At 39.1% G+C, this 6,773-nt stretch carries 5 protein-coding genes; 4 read left to right on the top strand and 1 reads right to left on the bottom strand.

Annotation, left to right across the window (positions count from 1 at the left end; genetic code table 11):
* On the top strand, positions 1–957 hold a 957-nt coding region (locus tag BST99_RS13345), incomplete at its 5' end, for an RHS repeat domain-containing protein (protein WP_181044237.1).
* 1 nt (position 958) lies between these two features.
* Entirely contained in the window at positions 959–1,339 is a 381-nt protein-coding gene (locus BST99_RS13340; RefSeq protein WP_105002239.1) for a hypothetical protein, read from the top strand.
* Between the two features lie 44 nt (positions 1,340–1,383).
* Here BST99_RS13340 and BST99_RS13335 read toward each other — a convergent pair whose 3' ends face one another.
* Positions 1,384–1,635 carry a helix-turn-helix domain-containing protein gene (locus BST99_RS13335; RefSeq protein WP_105002238.1) on the bottom strand — a complete coding sequence of 84 codons (252 nt, stop codon included), beginning with the start codon at positions 1,633–1,635 and terminating at the stop codon, positions 1,384–1,386.
* A 609-nt stretch (positions 1,636–2,244) separates the two neighbouring features.
* On the opposite strand from BST99_RS13335, the gene BST99_RS13325 reads away from it, so the two are divergent.
* Complete coding sequence (locus tag BST99_RS13325; protein ID WP_105002236.1) at positions 2,245–5,796, top strand: gliding motility-associated C-terminal domain-containing protein; 3,552 nt, start codon at positions 2,245–2,247, stop codon at positions 5,794–5,796.
* An 11-nt stretch (positions 5,797–5,807) separates the two neighbouring features.
* Positions 5,808–6,773 (top strand): PorP/SprF family type IX secretion system membrane protein, encoded by a 966-nt coding sequence (locus BST99_RS13320; RefSeq protein WP_245916274.1) that lies wholly within the window; start codon positions 5,808–5,810, stop codon positions 6,771–6,773.

Below are 6,773 nucleotides of genomic sequence, written 5' to 3'. Positions count from 1 at the left end.
AGTAACGGCAACGGATCTATTGTCTCAAGTGAAATAAAGGACGAAAACAACTACTACCCTTTTGGGCTTGAACATAAGGGGTATAATGACATAGTTAATGGCTCTGAGTACGAGTATAAGTATAATGGCAAGGAATTTGATCAATCTCATGAGCTCAACATGTACGATTATGGAGCTAGGATGTATGAGCCAACCCTAGGCAGATGGATGAACATTGACCCAATGGCAGAAGATATGCGCAGGTTCTCACCTTATACATTTGCTTTTAATAATCCAGTTTATTACATAGACCAGATGATGATGCCTTTTGGTCTTGGGCAAATGGATGAAGAAAAGAATTTTGACTTTAGCAGTATTACAGATGGACCACAACACATAACTTCAACTGTTGTTGATGAAACTGGAAAAATAATCGACTACAAAGATGATGGAGATGATAATATTTATCTTAATGAGAGAAGCGAAGAAAATATTATCGGAAAAGAACGTGATGGCGTTACTTACACGGAAGGACTCTATTTAACAGCAGATGACTTAAATGAAGGTGCTATGGGAAGTCTGCCTAACGGATTTATGTTAAAGATATCCGATGAGATGAATCAAACCCTGCTTTATTTTTGGCCAGCAGAAGTATTGAATGGCGGTTTAATAAAGGTAAGTGCTTGGTTGAGCAAATTGAGTAAATTAAGGATATTTAGGTTTGGTTCAAGAATAAAAGCTAATAATGTAAAGGAGTTAAAAGCTCTTACTAAAAAATTATCGAAACCTGGTTCAGAACTGACTCAAAAAGAGCTTAATAAACTTAAAAAACTAGTAGAAAAGTTTGGAGGAAAATTAAGATACGACTTAAATCCAGTCAGAGGAAAAATAAAGAAACCACACGTACAAATCGAAGGATTGGGTAAAAGTGTAGAAAGCAGACATATATGGTTGAAAAACGGAGTAAAGCAACAATAAAATGAATTTAACTGAACATCTATTTTTAGATAGCTTTTTTAAGATATTTGATGCTAGATTAGATATTACAGGTATAGTAAAAGATACTGTTTATGGAACTTTGAAGTGGGAAGATGAAGATGATGAGCAAGACATTAAATGGACAAAATCTTTTAAAGATAGCGATATTGAACTACTAACTAAATTGTGTGATTTTTTATTACAAAATAAGTTAACGAGAGGAGATAAAATTGATGTAACAGAAGATTTATTGTTTGAAAAGCTTTTAGCAAATGACTGGACTATTGAGAAAGCAAAAAAAGCAATAGAATCCTTAATGGATCTGGAAGTGAGAATGCTAGATGATGGCAAAGAAACAGATTCTTTTTACATTCATTTTTAAGTGAAAATAATTTATGAAAATTACCACTCTTCGGAGTGGTTTTTTTATGCGTAGGCTTTTTTGGTTTTAAAATCTCTTAAAAACGCATCAATGGTAAGTAACAAGGCATCACGTTCTTTTTGTGGGAGTTCGTTAATATTATTAAGGCGTTTAAGCATCACAGGGTCTTGAAAAGCATCTGCATCGTTCTTCTCGCCCAATAAATAACCTACGGTTGTATTGAGAACATCAGCAATTTTTACCACCACATCAATAGACGGTCTAACTTCATCACGTTCGTGTAAACCGTCAGCCAAAAGTGGACTGAATTGATTGAAAGTTAAGTGACACTTTAATCACTATTCGAATAATCCAAGCTCACAGATATGGTCCAACTTTTATCGCAAGTACAGCCCTTGAATAGTCTTTTCAACACCGATTACCAATTTCAAAGCCTGCATATTCCCCGGAATAACCTTTTATACCCTTAGACTTGGTGATCCTGGAGGTACCACTTAAAGCACGAAAAAGCTCATTCCCTTGGAATGGGCTTTTTCGTTTAAATCTGCGATTGAAGCTTGCTTCGATGAGCAGGTTTGAACGAAAAAAACAAGACCGCGAAAGCGGGATTGGGCTTTTGATGTATTTTCAGGAGTGGGACCAAAGGAAGATTGCGCCAGCAATCAGTCCTAGAATCGCTATTGAAACTTCTTTTCCAACATCTAAATTGCAGTACCTCAGGCTGGTATTGGTTAGCGTTGACTACATAATTTACACACTTTGCAACAAAACTTTTGATTTAAGTATCTAATGATTCAGCTTTGACACTAATCATTAACTAAATCTACACCAGAAGGTACAAGAAGGGTTAGCAGATCACTTATTTTATAATTACTGCATTCTACCCCCCTTACAAGCTAACGACAATGGGTAATTTCAATATCATTAACCTGCGGTTATTCCTTTTTGCTTTGTTGTTTATAACAGCATTAGGCGCAAAAGCCCAATGTCCTCTGGTAAGCAACTCCAACCAAATATTCTGTGCCTCAGACAACCCTCTTGTTGAAGACTTAGAAATATCTGACCAAGGCGGCGGTGTGGTGTGGTATACCGAACCAACAGGAGGCTCTATTCTAGGAGACAATTTTAAACTCTTGAATGGTGTTACCTATTATGCAGATAATCTGACCGGGACCTGCCCTGTAAGACCTTCTGTGACGGTAAGTATATTTGGTGAGCCACCTAATAATGTGGCTGTAGCAACCTCAAGATGTGCTTCTGAACAGAGTACTGTAGCAGACCTCAATCCTAGTGGTGCAAATATTGAATGGTACGATGCCCAATTTGACGGCAACCTGTTATCTGGTTCTACTCCCTTGGTTAATGGAGTAACCTATTGGGTGCAGAAGACTGAAAATGGATGTACAAGTATCCGATTACCCACTACAGTCAATTTAATAGATCCCGGAGCACCATCAGGAAGTTCAGAGCAGTTTTTTTGTGCAGATTTTAGCAATCCTCAGGTCTTTACTGTCGGCGACTTAGTTGCTAACGGCTCCAATATCCAATGGTATGACACACCAATTATTACCATCCCACTTGATAGCTCTACCCCATTAGTAGATGGTAAAACCTACTACGCAACTCAATCAACTTTTCCCTGCGAAAGCATAGGTGTGCTTAGTGTAACAGCCATTATTGACATCTTGCCTAATCCAGGTATAGATGGTTCAACTAGTTTATGTGACGACAGTTCTACTTTGGTGAATTTATTTGATTTATTAGGAGGAGCCCCTGATACAGGAGGGTCCTGGACAGGCCCCTTCGAAACAACCAATGGTTGGCAGGGTACATTGGACACTTCCTCCTTATCTGCTGATACGGGGTCTTATGAGTTTACGTACACCCATCTCGCACAGAATTCATGTGATGAAACCAGTGCTAGTGTGACTTTAGATATCGTGGAAGAAGCCAATGCTGGAAATGATAATTCTATTGAAATTTGCAGTAATGCAGAAGTTGTTAACTTATTTACCTTGCTCGGTTCTGAAGCTGACCCGGATGGAACATGGTCACCCGTTTTAGCGAGTGGTACAGGGGATTTTGACCCCTCCATTGATGCGCCTGGAAACTATACATATACCGTAGCTCCAAATGGACCTTGTACTGAAGATGATACTGCCACCATAACGGTATCAGTGGAATTAGCCCCTTCCCCGGGAAGCAATAGTAGTCTTTCTCTCTGTGAAGATTCCAGCGGACTAATCGATTTATTTGATGAATTAGCAGGTAATCCTGATACAGGGGGTACTTGGGATGGCCCTCTAGAATTAATCAATGGTTATAGGGGAACGCTAGACGCTGCCGTTTTAAATGTTGGTAGCTTAAATTTTACTTACACCGTTTCCGGAATCAATCAATGCGCTGATGCTGTTGCCGTATTAACGGTAATAGTAACTGCAAATCCCTATGCTGGAGAAGATAATACGGTGAATTTATGTTCTTCAAGTGGAACTATAGACTTGTTTGAGTTATTAGGCGCTAACGCGGATACTGGGGGATTTTGGAGTCCTGCTTTAGTTAGTGGATCAAATTTATTTGACCCTTCAATTGATAATGCAGGGGTCTACACCTATACCACCAATGCTGTTGCTCCATGCACTCAAAATGATCAAGCACAGGTTACCGTTTTAATAGAACAAGCACCAAATGCAGGTACTGACACCGAACTTGATCTCTGCTCCTCTCAAGGTACCATTGATTTATTTGCAGCATTAGGTATAGGCGCAGAATCTGGAGGAACTTGGTCGCCTGCTCTAAATAGCGGAACCAATATTTTTGATCCTACTACCGATGCCTCAGGAATTTATACTTATACAGTAGCTGCAACTTCTAATTGTCCGGAAGACAGCGCGACCGTTGACATTAATGTATTTAGCCAAAACAATGCAGGCAATGATGTTGTGGTCGAGCTGTGCACCAATGATACTCCAATAGATTTATTTAGTCTTCTAACCGGTGATCCAGATAGTGGCGGCAGTTGGTCTCCTGCCTTAAATAGCGGTACGGGACTTTTTGACCCCGGAACTGATAACGCCGGAGTTTACGTATACACCCTTGCAGGCAATGGAATATGTGCTGAAGATACCGCCAATGTTACCGTTTCTTTGGATATAGCACCAAATGCAGGTAATGATACCAACGTTACGATTTGTGGTAATGGGGTAGCCATAGATCTGTTTTCACTTCTTGGACCGGAGGCTGATCCAGGAGGGGTGTGGAGTGGTCCCAGCGAGCTGACGAATGAAGACCAAGGCACTTTTAACCCTTCGGAAAATTTAGGTGGAAACTATGTGTATACCGTTCCAGGCAATGGAGGTTGTCAATTTGCCAGCTCTACAGTTAGTGTGGACTTTATAAATCCTATCCCAGTCGTAGTTCCTGATGGCCATATATTTTGCCGACTTGACAATCCGACAATCGAAGATTTAATATCAAATATTATTCCTTCTTCGAATGGCGTTATTAATGTCTATGAAACTGAAGTTGGAGGAACACCCCTGCTGTTGTCTGATTTGTTAACCGATGAGTTTACTTACTACATCGAGGAGCTGGAACAAGTATCAAGTTGTTCAGGGACAGATCGCTTGAGTATTATGGTTCAATTGAACGAACCGGAAACACCAATTCTATCAGAAACCAATGCTAATTTCTGTGCTGTAGACCAACCAACGGTCAATGATTTAAACGGTTTCATTGTTAGTGGAACAAATGTTATCTGGTTTAATGATGCGTCTGCAACTGTGCCATTAAATCCGACAGATGCCCTACAAAATCAAACTTATTTTGCCAAAGACGAAGACCCTTTTGGTTGTGCTAGTCGTGTTTCTCTGCCTATCACGATTCAAATAATCGATACAGCAATACCCATCTTAAATCCCCAGAGAGAAGAATATTGTGCTTTAGACAGGGCATCACTCAGCGACTTAAGCAATGATGTAACACTACCAAACAATTCTATTCTTCGATGGTATAGCACTGAATCCTCCTCTGAAATTTTAGATATGTCTGATTTATTAATGGATTCAAGCACATACTATGCAGCATCATTCGACACCATTACCGGTTGTGAAAGTTCAGACAGATTAATGGTTAGAGTAGATTTTACTTCTTGTGACCCGGACGAATATGATTTATTGATTCCAGATGGCTTTTCTCCCAATGGGGACAATATAAATGATGTGTTTGATTTAAAGGGAGCCGAGTTTCTATATGAGAATTATAAAATTGAAATTTTCAATCGATACGGAAACTTAGTTTACGAGGGTAATAAGAACACCCCACCATGGGATGGTACGAGCAATAAGTCCTCTGTCTTTGGCAATGCTGAGCTACCCAGTGGAGTTTACTTTTATGTTTTCTATTTCAACAGAAATGATATTCCACCAAAACAAGGTCACGTCTATCTTAATCGATAAAACAATAAAAGTTGGCTACAAGTTATACAAATAGAACAGGGTTGAAATGGTTGACCGTATTGTTGTTGATTATACTGAACAATAGCTCATTGATTGCTCAGCAAGATCCTGAGTATACCCAGTACATGTATAATATGAGTATTGTCAATCCAGCTTATGCAACGGGGGAACTGGGTTCTATAAGTATCGGAGCGCTCTATAGAAATCAATGGGTGGGTGCCGAAGGCGCACCAACAACGATGACCGCTTTTGTTCATAAGCCGATCAATGAAAAAATCGAACTAGGCTTAAACTTAATCAAAGATGAAATTGGTGGAGGATCCCTAAATGAAACTAACATCAATTTAAATTTTGCCTATTTACTACCTGTTGGGAAAAGTACAACTCTCTCGCTGGGACTAAAATCAGGCTTGGCGTCTTTTAACACACGATTTAGTGATTTTCAACTCAACAGTGGTGATATTTTTACTGATCCAGCCTTTACGGAGAACAGCAATAGTTTGTTTCCTATTGTGGGATTTGGCGCTTTCTATTTTAGTAATCGATATTACATCGGTATTTCTACACCTAATTTACTGACTGAAAAACACATTGAGCAACAAAACGGCATCAATTCACTTGGTACTAAAGCAATGCACACCTTCATAACTGCAGGGTATGTATTTGATTTAAATAACAACCTAAAATTTAAACCATCATTCCTTACAAGGGTTGTACCCAATGCGCCATTATCATTAGATGTTAATACCAATTTTTTAATCAATGAAAGTTTCGAGATTGGGGTTTCTTATAGATGGAATGACTCCTTTTCGGGCATGTTTAATTTCTCTGTTCTTCCCAGTCTTAGAATTGGATATGCTTACGATTATACCACCAGTAACTTTGGAAATTTTAATTCTGGAACTCATGAGGTAATTGTCTTATTCGATGTACCCTTTGCGAAGAGCAGAAACTTTACCTCCCCAAGATTTTTCTGA

Source organism: Aureicoccus marinus (genome assembly GCF_002954325.1).
In the GTDB taxonomy this organism is placed as follows: domain Bacteria; phylum Bacteroidota; class Bacteroidia; order Flavobacteriales; family Flavobacteriaceae; genus Aureicoccus; species Aureicoccus marinus.
This window is presented reverse-complemented; position numbering and strand designations above follow the sequence as displayed.